Origin of the sequence: Rhodovulum strictum (assembly GCF_009649175.1) — a bacterium.
In the GTDB taxonomy this organism is placed as follows: Bacteria; Pseudomonadota; Alphaproteobacteria; order Rhodobacterales; family Rhodobacteraceae; genus Rhodovulum; species Rhodovulum strictum.
In genome coordinates this window covers 53,534-68,376 of sequence record NZ_WJPO01000010.1, presented here as the reverse complement: position 1 = coordinate 68,376, position 14,843 = coordinate 53,534, and the positions used below count along the sequence as shown (strand labels likewise).

Sequence of the window (14,843 nt, the reverse complement as noted above, 5' to 3'; positions counted from 1 at the left end):
ACATGCAGATATTTCCCCTTATCGACCCCGCCCAGGGTGGCCCGACCGCGCAGGCCGACACGGCCCGCCCCGGCGCGGCGATGTCGGCCGAACCCGGCGCCTTTCTGGTGGCCTTCGCCGAGGGCGCAGACAGCGTGCCTGCCGGTCCGCCCGGTGCGGTCAGGGCGGCGGTTGTGCTTCCCGACCATCTGATCGCGGGCGGCACGCCTGGCGATCTTGCGCGATGGCGCCCGGCCGAAACCGGCACGCGCCTAGCGGCCGAGATTGCCGCGCAGGGCCTTGCCGTTCCCCCTGCCGAGAGGCCGGTTGACTTGGAACCTGTGGGCGAGACCCTGGAGATCGGCGCTCCCGCTGACGAGGATGCCGAAGCGACAGCGATTGTGCCCGAAGCGGCCATCGCTGCGGTTCTGCCCGGTCCCGCCGTCCGGACCCCTGGCGTGATCGAGACCGCTGCGCGGACGCTTCCCGCAGCGGAGCCCGCTGTCCGGGTGAGTCCCGTGGCCGATCCCGCAATCCGGACCCCTCCCGCGAACGAGACCGCTGCCCGGCCGATTCCCGCGGCCGCGTCGCTTCCCCGGGGCGCGGTGGGGCCTTCATTGCCCACCCCTCCGGATCGCGCGGTTGCCCCTGATCGCGTCCCTGTGGGAGAGTCTGGCCCGGCTCCGGCGTCGGTCGTGGCAGCCCCGCCCGCGGTGACCCGCGGTCCCGAGGCGGCGTCATGGAATGCCGCCGATGCCGGTATCCCGGTTCCGACGCGCGCAGAAGCAGGTGCCGTCCCGTTCCCGGTACCGTCCCATGGTGCTCCGCCCCAGGCCGGGATGCCGCAGCAATCGGAAGTCCGTGCGGCGCCGGCTCTGCCAACTGACCTTGCTGCGCCGGATAGCCCCCAAAGGACAAACCCGCCCGCCATCGAAGATTCGTCTCCTGACGCCGACCCGCGCCTTGCGAGGCCGGGTGTTCCCGGGGCGACAGGCCCGGAAACCCCGGCGGCGGTGTTGCGCCCGGCACTTGCCGCCGAGGGCGATCTTGTGCTCAACCGGCGCGATGCACGCTCGATCCGCGCGGCCCAGCCTGCCGACCTGCCGCCCCCGGCGGGCCCCGGTGTCCGGGCCGAGGCCACAGCCACGCCCGTTGCCGCGACGCCCCCGGCGCAGGACGGCGCCGCGACCGATCCAACGCGCGCCATCGCGTCATCCGGCGAGCCCGGCATATCCGAAACCACTGCGCGCGGCGATGCGCCGGTGAGCGACCGGCCACTGACCGACGCGCCCCGCTCTGCCGCCCCCGCTCCGCAGCTTGCCGAGGCTCCGCGTCCTGCGATGCGGACCATGGCGGAGGCGCTGCATCGCTCTGCCGATGGCGCGGTGGAATTGACGCTGAGCCCCGAGGAACTGGGCCGGGTGCGCCTGACGCTTGCCCCGGGCGAGCACGGGATCACCGTGACGATCAACGCCGAGCGCGGCGATACGCTCGAACTGATGCGCCGCCATGCCGACCTTCTGGGCAATGCGATGCGCGAGCTTGGCTATGGCGAGGTCGTGCTTGATTTCCGGGGCAAGGGCGCGCGGCAGGGCCCGGCGCCGGGTTCCCTCGCCATCGCCGGGACCGAGGGCGAGGACGGTGCCCCGATCGCCGCCCTCGACGGTGCGCCCTCTCGTCGGGTCGCGGCGTCCGGCGGGCTCGACCTGCGCCTTTGACAAGGAGTGATCCAGATGACCAGTGTGACCTATCCGACCGCCGCCACCGCCGCCACCACCGCGGGCTCGCCCAGTGCCAAGGCCGCTGCCATCAGCAGCGATTTCGAGACATTTCTCAAGATGCTGACCGTGCAGATGCGCAACCAGGATCCGCTTAATCCGATCGATTCGGCCGATTACGCGGTGCAGCTTGCGACCTTTTCCGGGGTGGAACAGCAGGTGCGCACCAATGACCTGTTGAAGAAGCTGACCGAGAACCTTGGCGGCGCGGGTCTTGCGCAATATGGCAGCTGGGTCGGGATGGAGGGGCGCGCGGCGCTGCCCGCGCAGTTCACGGGCGAGCCCGTCACGGTCCTGCCCAGTCCCACGCCATCGGCCGACAGCGCCCAGCTTGTCGTGCGCAATGCCAGTGGCCGCGAGGTCCAGCGCCTGCCGATCAGCACCGACGGGGCGCCGGTGCAATGGTCGGGCATCGGCCAGGACGGGGCGATGCTGCCGACGGGCCGCTACAGTTTCGTGGTCGAAAGCTTCCTGGAAGGGGCGCGCATCGCGGAAGCCTCGGCCGAGATCTATGCCCCGATCACCGAGGTTCGCAGCGACGCAAGCGGCATCAAGCTGGTCTTCCAGGGTGGCGGCGAGGTGTCGGCGGGCAATGTCACGGCCCTGCGCCAGCCCGTCTGAGCCACCTCAGACCAGAAGTGCCAGCGCCACCGCCACGCCGCCCGCCAACGCACCCAGCCCCGCCCACAGCGCCGGTTTCAATGCCGCGCCGGGCGCCGGTTCGGGCTGGGGGTTGGATTGGCGGATCAATGCAGCCTCGGCCAGTTCGGGCAGCCGCGGGCCAAAGCGTGCCAGTACCCGCGCCGTGCGGACAAGGTCGCGCGCCAGCGCCTTGGGCCCGATATTCTGCTTGATGTAATCCTCGACGATGGGCCGGGCGACTTCCCAGATGTTGATCGACGGGTTCAGCGAACGCGACACCCCCTCGACCACCACCATGGTCCGCTGGAGCAGGATCAGTTCGGTGCGCGTTGCCATGCCGAAGCGTTCGGTCACCTCGAACAGATAGGCCAGAAGCTTGGCCATCGAGATATGGCTGGCATCCATCCCGAAGATCGGCTCGCCCACCGAGCGCAGCGCCTGCGCGAATTCCTCGATGTCGCGGTCGGCGGGGACATAGCCCGCCTCGAAATGCACCTCGGCCACGCGGCGATAGTTGCGCTGGATGAAGCCGAACAGGATCTCGGCATAGACCCGGCGCGTGTATTCGTCGATCCGCCCCATGATGCCGAAATCGAACACCAGGATATCGCCGTTCGCCGCGACCTTCATGTTGCCCTGGTGCATGTCGGCGTGAAAGAACCCGTCGCGCAGCGCATGGCGCAGGAACATCGACAGCACCCGCTCGCCCAGCACCCGCCGGTCATGGCCCGCGGCATCCAGCGCCGCGTTGTCGCCGATCGGCACCCCCTCGCACCAGCCCAGTGTCATCACCCGCTTGGCCGAGAGCGGCCAGATCACCCGCGGCACGACGAAGCCCGCATCGCCCTCGGTATTCGCGGCGAACTCGCCCGCCGCCGCCGTCTCGATGCGCAGGTCAAGCTCGCCCGCCACCACGCTGTCGAAATGCGCGATCACGTCGGTCGGCCGCAGCCGCCGCGAAAACGGCGCCAGGATCTCGATGGTCGAGGCCGCCAGGTAGAACGCATCGACATCCTTGCGGAAATCGCGCTCGATATTCGGCCGCAGCACCTTGACCGCGACCTCTTCCCCGGTCTCGCGCACCCGCGCCTTGTGCACCTGCGCAATCGAGGCCGCGGCGATGGGTTCGGAAAACTCGGAAAACACCTCGTCCGCCGGCCGCCCCAGCTCCAGCTCCACGGTTTCCTTCGCGACCTCGATGGGGAAGGGTGGCAGCCTGTCCTGCAACACGCGCAACTGCACCGCCAGATCGTCGCCGACCACGTCCGGCCTTGTCGAGAGGATCTGGCCGAACTTGATATAGGCCGGCCCCAGCGCCGTCAGCGCCCGCGTCACCGGGGGCTGTTCGGGATCGCCCTTCTTGCCCAGCACCTTGAACGGCCAGCCCAGGATGCGCGCGGCGATGCGCACGCTGGCGGGGGCTGCCATCGCCTCCAGCACGAAGCGGTTCGCGCCCGTGCGCTCGAACGTGGCCAGCGTCTGCACCAGCCGGACGATATTGTGGGGACCGCGCACCTAGATCTTCCAGCCCGAATGCAGCGCCGCAATGCCCATCGACATGTTGCGGTATTTCACCTGCTCGAACCCGGCGCGGCGGATCATGTCGGCAAACGTGTCCTGATCGGGGAACTTGCGGATCGATTCCACCAGATATTGATAGCTGCCCCGGTCATTCGTCACGATCTGGCCCATCACCGGGATCACGTTGAAGGAATAGCGGTCATAGGCCCATTGCAGCATCGGGTTGGGCATCTGGCTGAATTCCAGCACCATCAGCCGCCCGCCGGGCTTCAGCACGCGATAGGCCTCGTTCAGCCAGTCCTGGATGCGGGTCACGTTGCGGGTGCCGAAGGCATTCGTGACCACATCGAAACTGCCGGTCTCGAAGGGCAGGGCCATGGCATCGCCCACAACCCAGTCCAGATCGTCGCCCAGCCGTTCGGCCTCCGCGCGCTTCTGGCCCTCGATCAGCATCGACTCGGTCAGGTCGCAGACCACCGCCTGCGCCCCCGGCGCGCGTTTGAGGAACCGGAACGCGATATCTCCGGTGCCGCCCGCCACATCCAGCAGCTTCTGCCAGGGTTGCGGCGCCAGCCAGTCCATCATCGCGTCCTTCCAGACGCGGTGAATGCCCGCCGACATCAGATCGTTCATCAGGTCATAGCGCGAGGCGACGCGGGTAAAGACCCCGTGGACCATCCCCGCCTTTTCCTCTTCGGCGACCGTCTGGAAACCGAAATGTGTGGTGTTCTGGGCTTGCTCTGTCATGGGCCTTGCCGTTGATCTGCCGCGCCCTTCTTATAGGGCGCCCTGCGGGGACTACAATGCGAAGCGGACCACAAGGAAGGCCCCGATGCCCGAATTGCCTGAGGTAGAGACAGTGCGTCGCGGCCTGTCCCCGGTGCTGGACGGCCGGGTGATCGCCCGCGCGCAGGTCAACCGCCCCGACCTGCGCTGGCCCTTTCCCGAAGGCATGGCCGACCGGCTGACCGGGGCGCGGGTGATCCGGCTGGGGCGGCGGTCGAAATACCTGCTGGCCGATCTGTCCACCGGCGAGACGCTGATCTGGCATCTGGGCATGTCGGGCCGCGTTCTTATCTCGGGCCAGATCCTCGGCGAGTATGTCCACGCCCACCCCGCGCCCGAGAAACACGATCATGTCGTGCTGGATATCGAGGGCGGCGCGCGCATCACCTTCAACGATCCCCGCCGCTTCGGCGCGATGGACCTGATCGCGACCGACCGCCTTGAAACCCACCGCCTGCTGGCGGGGCTTGGCCCGGAACCCTTGGGCAATGCCTTCGACGAACCCTATCTGGTCGCCCGCCTGCGCGGCCGGATGACGCCGATCAAGGCCGCGCTGCTGGACCAGCATGTGGTGGCGGGGCTGGGCAATATCTATGTCTGCGAGGCGCTGCACCGGGCGGGCATCTCGCCGAAACGCCAGGCGGGCCGGATTGCCGCACCCCGCGCGGCAAGCCTCGTGCCCGTGATCCGCGACGTTCTGGCCGAGGCGATCGAGGCGGGCGGATCGTCCTTGCGCGACTACCGCCAGACCGACGGCGAACTTGGCTATTTCCAGCATGCGTTCCGCGCCTATGGCCGCGCGGGCGCGCCTTGTCCGACATCCGGCTGCTGCGGCACCATCGGGCGAATCGTCCAGTCCGGGCGGTCGACCTTCTACTGTCCGCAATGCCAAAGATAGCTTGAAAGCCGGGGCCAGAAGGTTAAGGGTTCCGCTCCGAACGGAACGGAGGCGAGCCCCAGATGGCTTACAAGACGCTGATCGTCGAGATCGAAGACCACGTTGCGCTGATCCGGCTGAACCGGCCCGAGGCGCTGAACGCGCTGAATGCCGAGTTGATGGCCGAACTGGCCGAGGCGGTGGCCCAGGCGAATGCCAATGACAAGGTGCGCTGCATCGTGCTGACGGGCTCGGAAAAGGCGTTTGCGGCCGGGGCCGACATTCGCGAGATGAGCCAGAAAAGCTTTGTCGATGTCTTCGCGGGCGATCTGTTTACCCCCGAGACCGAACGCTTCCTGGCCTGCCGCAAGCCGATTATCGCGGCCGTGTCGGGCTATTGCCTTGGCGGCGGGTGCGAACTGGCGATGATGTGCGATTTCATCATCGCCGCCGACACCGCGAAATTCGGCCAGCCCGAGATCAATCTGGGCGTGGTCGCGGGCATCGGCGGCACCCAGCGGCTGACCCGCATCGTCGGCAAGTCCAAGGCGATGGACATGCACCTGACGGGCCGCTTCATGGATGCCGACGAAGCCGAACGCTCGGGGCTCGTCTCCCGCGTGGTGCCCGCCAAGAAGCTGATGGAAGAGGCGATGGCCGCCGCCCAGAAGATCGCCGAGAAATCGGCGCTGACCGTGATGGCGGTCAAGGAATGCGTCAACCGCAGCTACGAGACGACGCTGCGCGAGGGGCTTCTGTTCGAGCGGCGGATGTTCCACATGATGTTCGCCACCGAGGACCAGTCCGAGGGCATGCAGGCCTTCGTCGAGAAGCGCGAGCCGCAATTCCGCGACAAGTAGGCGTGGTGGGTCGGGCCAAGGGGGGAGGCCCGGATTGTTTTTTGGGTTTCCTTTCGGCCCGTTCTGGCCTATATGGCCCGCCTGACATGCGCGTGAGGCCCGCTCTGGCCGGAATCAGTCGGTGATCTGGACACCCGGCCGGGAACTCGTCGCGCGAGGATTTTGAACGACGACCCGGACACAGAGGTATCTGAAGAACCATGGCAAATTCGCCCCAGGCCAAGAAACGCGCTCGCCAGAACGAGCGCCGCTATGCCGTCAACAAGGCGCGCCGCTCGCGCATCCGCACCTTCCTTCGCAAGGTCGAGGAGGCCATCGCCACCGGCGACCAGGCCGCCGCCACCGCCGCCCTGCGCTTGGCCCAGCCCGAACTGATGCGTGGCGTCACCAAGGGCGTCGTGCACAAGAACACCGCGGCCCGCAAGATGTCGCGTCTGTCGGCCCGGGTGAAGGCGCTCGGCGCCTGATCTTCAATAAAACAAGGCTTCCCAAGGGCGTGGCGCAGGCCGCGCCCTTTTGCATTTTGCACGCGCCTTGCAGTTGCGTGGCGGTGCGGCAACGAGGCCCGGATTCGTTTCCGGCAAAGGAACAGTCAAGGCCGAAGTTCTGTTGCACCCCTCGCGGAGGGCGGTCTACCGTCTTGAAGCGATTCATATCGACTTGGGGGGACATGGCGCACGCGGTCCCCGCGGACGTTCCAAAGGCCAAGGGTGCATGGCCGGGGCGTCCCCGGGGTACATTCCGGAATTCGCGACAAGGGGATCCGCGGAGTTCGGACGCGATCAAGGTGCTTACCGGCCGCAAGAGTCCGGGGCAGCCTGTGCCGCATGTCCAAAGTTGCCCGCGCGGAAGCGGAGCGGACGAAACGACTGCCGGTGCCTGTCGATCAGGTCCGACCGGGTGGTGTGTTGTTCGCGCTGCTTTCCGGCTGCCGCGGGTGGGGTCAATGGCCACTCTCGTCGTGTGAGCGCGGGGGGCAGCTTCTCGTGGCCGGAACGGCGCGGGGTACTTGCCGCCAGATGATGTGGGACGGAGCGAAAGCGGGCGAAAATGACTGACGACACCTGGGGACGTGTTTGCAAAGACCTCGAGAAGACGATCGGAAAGAACAACTATGTGACCTGGATCGCCCCGCTCGAGTTCCGCGCGCTCGAAGATGGGGTCGCGCGGTTCGCTGTGCCGACGAATTTCGTGGGCGAGTGGGTCAAGCGTAATTTCGGCGACCGGATCGTCGAGCAACTGGCCCGGAACGGCATGGCCGTGGACCGGCTGGAATTCGCCGTGGCGGCCTCGAAGCCTGCGGGAACGACTGCGTCTGCCGCTGCCCCGAAGCGGCCGGCATCGGTGTCCCAATCCGACGCGCGTGGCGAGGGCGACCTGCCCGGCGCGCCGCTGGATGCGCGCTTCACCTTCGAGACCTTCGTGACCGGCAAGCCGAACGAGCTGGCCCATGCCGCTGCGCGCCGCGTGGCCGAGGGCGGGGCGGTGACCTTCAATCCGCTGTTCCTGTATGGCGGCGTCGGGCTCGGCAAGACCCACCTGATGCATGCCATCGCCTGGGAATTGCGCGAACGCGTGCCCGAGGCCAAGGTGGTCTACCTGTCGGCCGAGCAGTTCATGTACCGCTTCGTGCAGGCGCTGCGCGAGCGCGACATGATGGGCTTCAAGTCGCTGTTCCGCTCGGTCGATGTGCTGATGGTGGACGATGTGCAGTTCATCGCGGGCAAGGATTCCACGCAGGAGGAATTCTTTCACACGTTCAATGCGCTGGTCGATCAGGGCAAGCAGATCGTCATCTCGGCCGACCGCGCGCCGGGCGAGATCAAGGATCTTGAGGACCGGATCAAGAGCCGCCTGCAATGCGGGCTGGTGGTCGATCTGCACCCCACGGACTACGAATTGCGGCTGGGTATCCTGCAACAGAAGGTCGAGATGTATCGCCAGCAATATCCCGGTCTGGTGATATCCGACGGGGTGCTGGAATTCCTGGCGCACCGGATCACGACCAATGTCCGCGTGCTGGAGGGCGCTCTGACCCGGCTCTTTGCCTTTGCCTCGCTGGTGGGCAAGGAAATCACGCTGGATCTGGCGCAGGATTGTCTGGCTGATATCCTGCGGGCGTCCGAGCGCAAGGTCACGGTCGAGGAGATCCAGCGCAAGGTCAGCGAGCATTTCAACATGCGGCTTGCCGACATGGTCGGGCCGAAGCGGCACCGCACCATCGCGCGGCCGCGCCAGATCGCGATGTGGCTGGCCAAGCAGCTGACCCAGCGCAGCCTGCCAGAGATCGGGCGCCGGTTCGGCGGGCGCGACCACACCACGGTCATGCATGCGGTCAAGCGCATCGAGGAATTGCGCGCCTCCGACTCGCAGATCGCCGAGGATCTGGAGATGTTGCGCCGCATGCTCGAAGGCTGAGTGTCGGCGGCGATGACCTTGACGCTGTTGCGAAAGTCTCGGACAGTCCAGAAAACGCTTGAGCCGGGAGGCGGAACCGTTACGGTTCGCCTCCCGTCGGCACGAGGAGCGAGGGCATGAAATTCAGCATCGAACGCGGCACGCTTCTTCGGGCGGTCGGTCAGGCGCAATCGGTTGTCGAACGGCGCAACACCATCCCGATCCTGGCCAATGTGCTGATCGAGGCCGAGGGGGACAAGGTCAGCTTTCGCGCCACCGACCTGGATATCGAGGTGGTCGACCGGGTCAGCGCGCAGGTCGACAAGGCTGGTGCGACCACGGTGCCCGCCGTCACGCTGCACGAGATCGTGCGCAAGCTGCCCGATGGCGCGCTGGTCGAGATCGCCGATGACGGCGCCTCGGGGCGGATGACGGTGCGGGCGGGGCGGTCGCATTTCACGCTGGCCACGCTGCCGCGCGAGGATTTCCCGGTCATGGCCTCGGCCGAGTATTCGTCGAATTTCGCGGCCCCCGCGCCGGTCCTGCGGCGGCTGTTCGACAAGTCGAAATTCGCGATCTCGACCGAGGAGACGCGCTATTACCTGAACGGCGTCTTCATGCATGTCGCCGATGGCGAGGGCGGCCGGGTGCTGCGCTGCGTGGCGACCGACGGGCACCGGCTGGCGCGGATCGACGCGGCCCTTCCCGAAGGCGCCGAGACGATGCCGGGCGTGATCGTCCCGCGCAAGACCGTGGGCGAGCTGCGCAAGCTGCTGGACGATGACGAGGCGCAGATCGCGGTGTCGGTCAGCGAGACCAAGGTACGCTTTGCCACGCCCGAGATCACGCTGACTTCCAAGGTGATCGACGGCACCTTCCCCGATTACAGCCGGGTGATCCCGACCGGGAACACTCGCCGTCTTGAGGTTGATGCCGCCGAATTCGCCCAGGCGGTCGACCGCGTTGCGACGGTCAGTTCCGAACGCTCGCGCGCGGTCAAGCTGGCGCTGGAGGAGGACCGGCTGACGCTGTCGGTCAATGCCCCCGACAGCGGCGCTGCCGAAGAGGAACTGGCCGTGGCCTATGGCGACGAACGGCTCGAGATCGGGTTCAACGCCAAGTATCTGCTGGAGATTGCCAGCCAGGTGGATCGCGAGAATGCGGTGTTCCTGTTCAACTCGGCGGGCGATCCGACGCTGATGCGCGAGGGCAATGACAGCTCGGCCGTCTATGTCGTGATGCCGATGCGGGTCTAGCCCGGCTTCGCCGGATTGCCTCCGGCGGGGATATTTCTGGCCAGAAGAAGGACAGGGCGTGCCGGGGCTCGCGGTGACAGGGTTGACGCTGGCCCAGTTCCGCTCGCATGCGCGGGCGCGGCTGGTGCTGGATGGACGGCCGGTCGCGATTTTCGGGCCGAACGGGGCGGGCAAGACCAACCTTCTGGAAGCGGTGTCGCTGTTGTCGCCGGGGCGGGGCCTGCGCCGGGCGACGGCCGAGGATATGGCGCGGGCGCCCGGCGGGCAGGGCTGGAAGGTCGGCGCGGAATTGCGCGTGCCCTGGCAGGTGCATGAGGTCGAGACCTGGGCCGAGCCCGGCGGCACCCGTCAGGTGCGGATCGACGGCAAGGCGGCGGCGCAGGTGGCGTTGGCGCGGATCGCGCGGGTGTTGTGGCTGGTGCCCGCGATGGACCGGCTGTGGATCGAGGGGGGCGAGGGGCGGCGGCGGTTTCTGGACCGGATCGCGCTGAGTTTCGAGCCCGGACATGCCGAGGCGGTTCTGGCCTATGACAAGGCCATGCGCGAGCGCAACCGGTTGCTGCGCGACGAGGTGCGGGACATGCACTGGTATGCCGCGCTCGAAGGGCAGATGGCCGAGGCGGGGGCGGCGATCGGGGCGAACCGGCGGGCCGCGCTTGAACGGCTGGCCGCGGCGCAGGCCGGGGCCGAGACGGCCTTTCCGGCGGCAGAACTGGCGCTGTCGGGGCCGGAGGGGGCCGATCCCGCAACGGCCGAGGCGATGGCGGAGGCACTGGCGGCGGGGCGGGGGCGCGACATGGCGGCGGGGCGCACGCTGACCGGGCCGCACCGCGCCGATCTCGAGGCCGTGTTCGCGGCCAAGGGCGTTCCCGCGCGGCATTGTTCGACCGGCGAGCAGAAGGCGCTGTTGATCGCGCTGATTCTGGCCAATGCGCGTGCGCTGGCGGCGGATTTCGGGGCGCCGCCGCTGCTGTTGCTGGACGAGGTGGCGGCGCATCTGGATGCGGGGCGGCGGGCGGCGCTTTACGACGAGATCTGTGCGCTGGGGGCGCAGGCCTGGATGACGGGCACCGGGGCGGAGCTGTTCGAGACGCTGGGCGCACGGGCACAATATATGGAAGTGATCGAGACCGATGGCACAAGCCATGTGACGGAAAGGGAAATGCGGTGAACGTGACCGGTTCTGAACTGTTGCTTTATGCGGGAACGATGTTCGTGCTGTTCCTGACGCCCGGCCCGGTCTGGGTGGCGCTGGCCGCGCGGGCGCTGTCGGGCGGGTTCCGGGCGGCCTGGCCGCTGGCGCTGGGCGTGGTGATCGGCGACGCGCTCTGGCCGCTTCTGGCGATCCTGGGGGTCAGCTGGGTGGTTTCGGCCTATGGCGAGATCCTTGTGGTTCTGCGCTATGTGGCGAGCCTGGTGTTCCTGGCGATGGGCGTCCTGCTGATCCGCCATGCGGGGGCCGCGATCTCGACCGACAGCCGCCTGACGCGCCCGGGGGTGTGGCCGGGATTTCTGGCCGGGCTTCTGGCGATCATCGGTAATCCCAAGGCGATCCTGTTCTACATGGGCGTTCTGCCGGGTTTCTTCGATCTCAGCCGGGTGGGCGCGCCGGATATCGCGGCGATCGTGGCGATCTCGATGGCGGTGCCGTTCGCCGGGAACCTGGTCTTTGCGCTGTTCGTCGACCGGGCGCGGCGCACGCTGACCTCACCCACGGCGCTGAAGCGGACGAACCGGATCGCGGGCGGGCTGCTGATCCTGGTGGGGCTGGTTATCCCGTTCACGTAACACCAAATCTTGTGGGCGGCGCGTGACATTCCCACCACAAGACCGTATAAATCGCGCAGAAGAAAAAGGAACGCTGACATGGCGGAAAACGCGCGGCAGGCCGAGGAATACGGCGCCGATTCCATCAAGGTTCTCAAGGGCCTGGAGGCGGTGCGCAAGCGCCCCGGCATGTATATCGGCGATACCGATGACGGGTCGGGCCTGCACCACATGGTCTATGAGGTGGTGGATAACGGCATCGACGAGGCGTTGGCAGGCCATGCCGATCATGTCAGCGTCAGGATCCACGCCGATTCCAGCGTCTCGGTCAGCGATAACGGCCGCGGCATCCCGGTGGGCATCCACGAGGAAGAGGGCGTCTCGGCGGCCGAGGTCATCATGACCCAACTGCATGCGGGCGGAAAGTTCGACCAGAATTCCTACAAGGTCTCGGGCGGGTTGCACGGGGTGGGCGTGTCGGTCGTGAACGCGCTGTCGGACTGGCTGGAACTGCGGATCTGGCGTGACGGCAAGGAGCATTTCGCCCGGTTCGAGCGGGGCGATACGGTCGAGCATCTGCGCGTGGTGGGCGAGGCTGGCGGACGAAAGGGGACCGAGGTGCGGTTCCTCGCCTCGCTCGATACGTTCTCGAACCTCGACTATGTCTTCAAGACGCTGGAAAACCGGCTGCGGGAACTGGCCTTCCTGAACTCGGGTGTGCGCATCGTTCTGGAGGATGAACGCCCGGCCGAGCCGCTGCGCACCGAGTTGTTCTACGAGGGCGGCGTGCGCGAATTCGTGCGCTACCTTGACCGCCACAAGACGCCGGTAATGGCCGAGCCGATCTTCATGACCGGCGAGCGTGACGGGATCGGCGTGGAAATCGCGATGTGGTGGAATGACAGCTACCACGAGACGGTGCTGCCCTTTACCAACAACATCCCCCAGCGCGATGGCGGCACCCATCTGGCAGGCTTTCGCGGGGCGCTGACCCGGACCATCAACAATTACGCGATGTCGAGCGGGATCGCCAAGCGCGAGAAGGTGAATTTCACCGGCGACGATGCCCGCGAGGGGCTGACCTGCGTGCTGTCGGTCAAGGTGCCCGATCCGAAATTTTCCAGCCAGACCAAGGACAAGCTGGTATCCTCCGAGGTGCGGCCCGCGGTCGAGAGCCTTGTGAACGAAAAGCTGGCCGAATGGTTCGAGGAGAACCCGCAGCAGGCCCGCCAGATCGTCGGCAAGATCATCGAGGCGGCGCTGGCGCGCGAGGCGGCGCGCAAGGCCCGCGAACTGACCCGGCGCAAGACGGCGATGGATGTGGCCAGCCTGCCCGGCAAGCTGGCCGATTGCCAGGAACGCGATCCGGCCAAGTCCGAGATCTTTCTGGTCGAGGGCGACAGCGCGGGCGGGTCGGCGAAACAGGGGCGCTCGCGGGCCAATCAGGCGGTGCTGCCGCTGCGGGGCAAGATCCTGAACGTGGAACGCGCGCGCTTCGACAGGATGCTATCGAGCCAGGAGATCGGCACGCTGATCACCGCGCTGGGCACCGGCATCGGGCGCGACGAGTTCGACATTTCCAAGCTGCGCTACCACAAGATCGTCATCATGACCGACGCCGATGTGGATGGCGCGCATATCCGCACGCTCTTGCTGACCTTCTTCTTTCGGCAGATGCCCAAGGTCATCGAGGGCGGGTTCCTCTACATCGCGCAGCCGCCGCTGTTCAAGGTCAGCCGCGGCAAGTCCGAGGTCTATCTGAAGGATCAGGCTGCGCTTGAGGATTATCTGATCGCGATGGGCATCGAGGGGGCGGTTCTGCGGCTGGGCACGGGCGAGGAGATCGTGGGCGCCGATCTTGCCCGCGTGGTCGAGGAAGCGCGGCAGGTGCGGCGCATCCTTCAGGCATTTCCGACCCATTACCCCGCGCATATCCTGGAACAGGCGGCGATTGCGGGGGCCTTTCTGGGCGGGCAGATCGAAAGCGACCTGCAAGGCGTGGCCGACCGGGTGGCTCGGCGGCTGGACCTGATCGCGGTCGAATACGAACGCGGCTGGCAGGGGCGGCCGACGCAGGATCACGGGTTGCGCTTCAGTCGGATGGTCCGCGGGGTCGAGGAAACGCGCGTGCTGGACGGTCAGGTTCTGCGCTCGGCCGAGGCGCGTCGGCTGGGCGGCTTCACCGAAAAGTTGCAGGAGATCTATGGCGCGCCCGCCGCCCTGGGGCGCAAGGACCGGGACCAGCCGATCAACGCGCCCTCCGACCTTCTGAACGCGATCCTGGCCGAGGGCGAAAAGGGGCTGACGCTTCAGCGCTACAAGGGGCTTGGCGAGATGAACCCAGACCAGCTTTGGGAAACCACGCTGGATCCCGAGGCGCGGACGCTGTTGCAGGTGCGGATCGAGGATCTGGCCGAGGCGGACGACATCTTTACCAAGCTGATGGGCGATGTCGTGGAACCAAGGCGCGAGTTCATCCAGCAGAACGCGCTGAGCGTGGCGAACCTGGATTTCTGATCCGGTCCGGGCCGTTCGAATTGAGGGGAGGCGTCACGCAATTCCCCTGCGGTCGCGCCATTTCGGCCCCATTCCGCACGTAGAACCGGCGCATGGACGCCCGGAGCAGCACGGCGCCGGGCCTCGATCCAACATGCGAGGACATGACATGGCCCGGACCTATTGCGACCCCAGTTCCATGGATGGTGACAGCCTTTCCCGTTACGGCGACAATGTTGCGGTCGCGGCCATTGCGGCGCTGCTGCTCGGCCCCTTCGGGATGTTCTATTCCACCAGGATCGGCGCCATCGTGATGATCGTGCTGACCGTTCTGGTCGCGCTGCCGACGCTGGGCTTCGGGGTGCTGCTGACCCTGCCGATATGTGTGGTCTGGGCGGTGCTTGCGGCGATGCGCAACGCGTCGCGCGCTGGATTGCAACCCGTCTGAACCGGCTTGCCAGCGAACCGGCGGCGTTTATGCTCC

Annotated in this window: 13 protein-coding genes; 11 read left to right on the top strand and 2 right to left on the bottom strand. The window is 67.0% G+C overall.

Annotated elements, in window-relative coordinates; all coding sequences use genetic code 11:
* The first annotated feature begins 995 nt into the window (after positions 1-995).
* Together fliK and GH815_RS08465 are read left to right on the top strand one after the other, a co-directional pair.
* Positions 996-1,697, top strand: coding sequence for a flagellar hook-length control protein FliK (gene fliK, locus GH815_RS18845; RefSeq protein ID WP_170290322.1), 702 nt, complete (start codon positions 996-998; stop codon positions 1,695-1,697).
* Between the two features lie 15 nt (positions 1,698-1,712).
* Complete coding sequence (locus GH815_RS08465; RefSeq protein ID WP_153748326.1) at positions 1,713-2,378, top strand: flagellar hook capping FlgD N-terminal domain-containing protein; 666 nt, start codon at positions 1,713-1,715, stop codon at positions 2,376-2,378.
* Positions 2,379-2,384: 6 nt separating this feature from the next.
* Here GH815_RS08465 and ubiB read toward each other — a convergent pair whose 3' ends face one another.
* Together ubiB and ubiE are read right to left on the bottom strand one after the other, a co-directional pair.
* Positions 2,385-3,914, bottom strand: coding sequence for a 2-polyprenylphenol 6-hydroxylase (gene ubiB, locus GH815_RS08460; RefSeq protein ID WP_343030739.1), 1,530 nt, complete (start codon positions 3,912-3,914; stop codon positions 2,385-2,387).
* Positions 3,915-4,667 carry a bifunctional demethylmenaquinone methyltransferase/2-methoxy-6-polyprenyl-1,4-benzoquinol methylase UbiE gene (gene ubiE / locus GH815_RS08455; protein WP_153748325.1) on the bottom strand — a complete coding sequence of 251 codons (753 nt, stop codon included), beginning with the start codon at positions 4,665-4,667 and terminating at the stop codon, positions 3,915-3,917.
* Positions 4,668-4,752: 85 nt separating this feature from the next.
* On the opposite strand from ubiE, the gene mutM reads away from it, so the two are divergent.
* From mutM to GH815_RS08410, 9 genes are all read left to right on the top strand, one after another.
* A complete protein-coding gene (mutM, locus tag GH815_RS08450) occupies positions 4,753-5,604 on the top strand; it encodes a bifunctional DNA-formamidopyrimidine glycosylase/DNA-(apurinic or apyrimidinic site) lyase (protein WP_153748324.1) in 852 nt (283 codons plus the stop codon).
* A gap of 62 nt (positions 5,605-5,666) precedes the next feature.
* The gene (locus GH815_RS08445; protein WP_153748323.1) at positions 5,667-6,443 is read left to right on the top strand and encodes an enoyl-CoA hydratase; all 777 of its coding nucleotides are present in this window, start codon (positions 5,667-5,669) and stop codon (positions 6,441-6,443) included.
* A 200-nt stretch (positions 6,444-6,643) separates the two neighbouring features.
* Positions 6,644-6,910, top strand: a complete 267-nt coding sequence (gene rpsT / locus GH815_RS08440) for a 30S ribosomal protein S20 (protein WP_153748322.1) — start codon at positions 6,644-6,646, stop codon at positions 6,908-6,910.
* Between the two features lie 583 nt (positions 6,911-7,493).
* Positions 7,494-8,861 carry a chromosomal replication initiator protein DnaA gene (gene dnaA, locus GH815_RS08435; protein WP_153748321.1) on the top strand — a complete coding sequence of 456 codons (1,368 nt, stop codon included), beginning with the start codon at positions 7,494-7,496 and terminating at the stop codon, positions 8,859-8,861.
* A 116-nt stretch (positions 8,862-8,977) separates the two neighbouring features.
* Positions 8,978-10,096 (top strand): DNA polymerase III subunit beta, encoded by a 1,119-nt coding sequence (gene dnaN / locus GH815_RS08430; protein ID WP_153748320.1) that lies wholly within the window; start codon positions 8,978-8,980, stop codon positions 10,094-10,096.
* A gap of 58 nt (positions 10,097-10,154) precedes the next feature.
* Positions 10,155-11,267 (top strand): DNA replication/repair protein RecF, encoded by a 1,113-nt coding sequence (gene recF, locus GH815_RS08425; protein ID WP_343030737.1) that lies wholly within the window; start codon positions 10,155-10,157, stop codon positions 11,265-11,267.
* Positions 11,264-11,884, top strand: a complete 621-nt coding sequence (locus tag GH815_RS08420; RefSeq protein ID WP_343030736.1) for a LysE family translocator — start codon at positions 11,264-11,266, stop codon at positions 11,882-11,884. Before recF ends, GH815_RS08420 begins: the two co-directional genes overlap by 4 nt.
* A gap of 78 nt (positions 11,885-11,962) precedes the next feature.
* Positions 11,963-14,380, top strand: coding sequence for a DNA topoisomerase (ATP-hydrolyzing) subunit B (gene gyrB / locus GH815_RS08415; RefSeq protein WP_153748319.1), 2,418 nt, complete (start codon positions 11,963-11,965; stop codon positions 14,378-14,380).
* 148 nt (positions 14,381-14,528) lie between these two features.
* The gene (locus GH815_RS08410; protein ID WP_211365058.1) at positions 14,529-14,807 is read left to right on the top strand and encodes a hypothetical protein; all 279 of its coding nucleotides are present in this window, start codon (positions 14,529-14,531) and stop codon (positions 14,805-14,807) included.
* Positions 14,808-14,843 lie beyond the last annotated feature (36 nt).

Excerpts from the sequence above, each read along its gene's own strand:
- GH815_RS08465 (WP_153748326.1), top strand. The coding sequence starts at position 1,713 with ATGACCAGTGTGACCTATCCGACCGCCGCCACCGCCGCCACCACCGCG.
- rpsT (WP_153748322.1), top strand. The coding sequence starts at position 6,644 with ATGGCAAATTCGCCCCAGGCCAAGAAACGCGCTCGCCAGAACGAGCGC.
- ubiE (WP_153748325.1), bottom strand. The coding sequence starts at position 4,667 with ATGACAGAGCAAGCCCAGAACACCACACATTTCGGTTTCCAGACGGTC.
- gyrB (WP_153748319.1), top strand. The coding sequence starts at position 11,963 with ATGGCGGAAAACGCGCGGCAGGCCGAGGAATACGGCGCCGATTCCATC.
- dnaA (WP_153748321.1), top strand. The coding sequence starts at position 7,494 with ATGACTGACGACACCTGGGGACGTGTTTGCAAAGACCTCGAGAAGACG.
- GH815_RS08410 (WP_211365058.1), top strand. The coding sequence starts at position 14,529 with ATGGCCCGGACCTATTGCGACCCCAGTTCCATGGATGGTGACAGCCTT.
- dnaN (WP_153748320.1), top strand. The coding sequence starts at position 8,978 with ATGAAATTCAGCATCGAACGCGGCACGCTTCTTCGGGCGGTCGGTCAG.
- mutM (WP_153748324.1), top strand. The coding sequence starts at position 4,753 with ATGCCCGAATTGCCTGAGGTAGAGACAGTGCGTCGCGGCCTGTCCCCG.
- GH815_RS08445 (WP_153748323.1), top strand. The coding sequence starts at position 5,667 with ATGGCTTACAAGACGCTGATCGTCGAGATCGAAGACCACGTTGCGCTG.